This is a genomic window from Candidatus Cloacimonadota bacterium, assembly GCA_011372345.1.
Taxonomy (GTDB): domain Bacteria; phylum Cloacimonadota; class Cloacimonadia; order Cloacimonadales; family TCS61; genus DRTC01.
Genome location: DRTC01000678.1, coordinates 1 through 3,036 on the forward strand (window position 1 = coordinate 1; position 3,036 = coordinate 3,036).

The window sequence follows — 3,036 nt, forward strand, 5'->3', positions numbered from 1 at the left end:
AAAAAACTTGTTCCAAATATTAAAGAACTTATTCCCAACATTAATGCACTTGTTCTCAATATAAAAGAACTTGTTCCCAACATTAAAGAACTTGTTCCCAACATTAAAGAACTTGTTCCCAACATTAATGCACTTATGCCTGATAAATATTTCAATTGAAAAATCAGATGATCACTTGTAATTATTCCATATTTCAGAAGTAATATCTAATTTTCACTTTTGAAAAATTATTCTTTCCCGATAATTTTTAAATTTTCCACATCTATTATTTTTTGTCCGGAACAATTTTTGAAAATTGGTTAAATTGTTGTCAAGGATTAAATTATTATTTTTCTATAAAATAAGATTTTCACAGATTATATTTCAGGGGCAGGGAATTATATTTTTTATGAATCCATTCTTAATATTTTATCAAAAACACAAAACCATAATAAATCCTATTCCATTTTTACTACTTATTGATCTTCCGTTCATATATGTACATATTTTGTTCATTAATGAACGCTAACTTAAAGACCACTGAAGAATTAAAAGGCTTTATACCTGCATTTTTCCATATTTTATTATTGGCATACAATTTTCAGATATAATTAATAATGAAGGAGGAAACTATGTTTAAAAACTATCTTAAAGTCGCTGTCAGGAATTTGATCAACAATAAGGGATTCTCCATCATTAATATTTTCGGATTTGCTCTCGGACTTTTTGTCTGCATAATTATCAGCTTATATATGAGCGACGACCTGACTTTTGATCATTAATTCGAAGAAGCTCAAAATCTTTATCGCGTTGTCTCCAATGACAATTCCAAAGACTGGATTTCAGCAGTAACAGTTGGTCCTCTGTACTTCAAACTGAAAGATGCTATTCCCTAAATCAAAGCCGCAACCCGTATCAGCGGATATGGTGTCAGGATCAAAAGAGCAGATATGGAAGTGGATGATTCGCTGGCAATTTTCCGCAGGGCAATGCTGACTGATCCGGGATTTTTTGAAGTCTTCAAGCCAAATATTCTGAGCGGAGAAACAGCAGAACCATTAAAAGATCCGAATGCTGTATATCTAACGGAACAGACAGCAGAAGCATTTTCGGAGAAGATGATCCTCTGGGAAAAGCTCTTGAAATATCTTTTCTGGAAAATGGATTCGTTGCTGGTATTCTTGAAAATCCTCCTTTTAACACTTACCTGCGTTATGGTGCTGTTCTGAATATGGATGTTTCCATAAATCCATTATGGTGGGATTCCTGGGAAAACCTGACTTTGACCGGTTATATTCGAGTTCGGAATAATAGTATCCCGGCTGAAGTTGAAAGGAAAATAATTCAGGTGGCGAGAGACAACAAGATGGCATCTGTTTTCACTCCGAAACTCCAGCCTCTTCTCGATATGCATTTGAAATCAATGGAACTTCGTTATGATGCTTTTAATCTAAATAAAAGCGATGTCTCGATCGTGTATAGTTTGCTTGTGATTGCATTCCTGGTCTTATTAGTAGCATCCATAAATTTTATTAATCTTTCCCGTGCGCGTTCATCCAAAAAAGGTAAGGAAATCTCGATGCGTAAAGTTGTGGATTCAAACAAGAGACATCTTTCCATACAATTTCTGGGAGAATCCATCCTGCTGACGCTTATCGCTATGCTCATTGCCCTTGCTCTTGTCGAAGTATTCCTCCCACATCTGCAGCCATTTTTGAATAAAAGATTGGAATTCAATATTTTCAAAACTCCCTATATTTTACCTTTTATGTTAGTGATGACAATTATTATTGGAATTCTTTCAGAAATTTATCCGGCATTAATGATCTCCTCCTTCAAACCTGTAAAAATTCTTAAAGGCGGGATTCAATCAGGTAAGAAAGGAACAACTTCCAGACGCATTCTGGTAGTCAGTCAATTTACTGTTTCGATTGCCTTGATCTTGAGTGTTTTAATTGTTATCAGCCAGATAAAATATCTCGAGTCGATTGATTTCGGGTATAAGAAAGACAATATCCTTGTTGTTCCTGCCTTTGATGAAAATATTACTTATCAAAATGATCTTTTTAAAGAACAGATAAAGAGCATTCCTGCTGTGATTTCAGCTACAAGAGTCAGACAATTACCCGGAGCTACCCTACCTACTGCTGAAGTTTTCTTTGATCACAAAAACGGGGACTTCGGGATCATGTTTGCAGAATTATTTATTGATGAAAATTTTATTGAAACACTTGATATCGATTTGCTGACAGGCAGAAATTTTTCCAGAGATTTTCCTGTTGATTCCTCTTCTTCCGTTTTAATTAATGAAACCGCCCTTAAAATGTCCGGTTGGGACGATCCCCTTGGCAAAGAGATCATCCATATTCCTGCTGAAGGAACTGATAATTATCTAACAGTAGTTGGTGTTATCAAAGATATTCATTTCGGGAAGGCAACCCGCAAAGTAGAACCAATGGTCATTCATTTTGATCCACGCAGTAATTTTCTCTTGATCCGAACCAACGGTACACAGGTCGAGAAAACAAAGGAAGATCTGGAAATGATCTTCAAAGAAATATGGGAAGAGAGAAATTTCAGAATTTTTGATTTCAGCGAAATATTTAATAATCAATTTTTTAACGAGATTAGTTTTGCTAATAAAATAATCGTTTTTGCAAGTTCAGCTATCTTCATTGCCTGTCTTGGATTATTCGGTCTCGCTGTATTTATCACAGAACAAAAGACCAAAGAGATCGGTATCTGGAAGGTTCTCGGTTCTTCAGTTAGATCGGTTGTCTTCCTGCTTTCCAAAGATTTTGCCAAATGGGTTCTTCTCTCAAACCTGATCGCCTGGCCCCTCGCTTATTTTGCCATGAATAACTGGTTGCAGAATTTTGCCTATCGCACGAAAATTAATTTCTGGTTATTTATTCTGTCCGGTATGATCGCTTTGATCATTTCCATCATCACAGTCAGTTTCCAGACGATCAAAGCTGCCAATGCTGATCCGGTGAAATCACTCAAGTATGAGTAACTCAAACAATCTTGTTTGAGAAAGGGACAAGGGACAAGAGC

The 3,036-nt window shown here is 35.8% G+C and carries 2 protein-coding genes; both read left to right on the forward strand.

The genetic code is table 11. The features are described from left to right. Window positions 1-929 precede the first annotated feature (929 nt). The gene (locus ENL20_13000; GenBank protein ID HHE39466.1) at window positions 930-1,208 is read left to right on the forward strand and encodes a hypothetical protein; all 279 of its coding nucleotides are present in this window, start codon (window positions 930-932) and stop codon (window positions 1,206-1,208) included. Between the two features lie 2 nt (window positions 1,209-1,210). Beyond that, complete coding sequence (locus ENL20_13005; protein ID HHE39467.1) at window positions 1,211-2,995, forward strand: FtsX-like permease family protein; 1,785 nt, start codon at window positions 1,211-1,213, stop codon at window positions 2,993-2,995. Window positions 2,996-3,036: the final 41 nt, after the last annotated feature.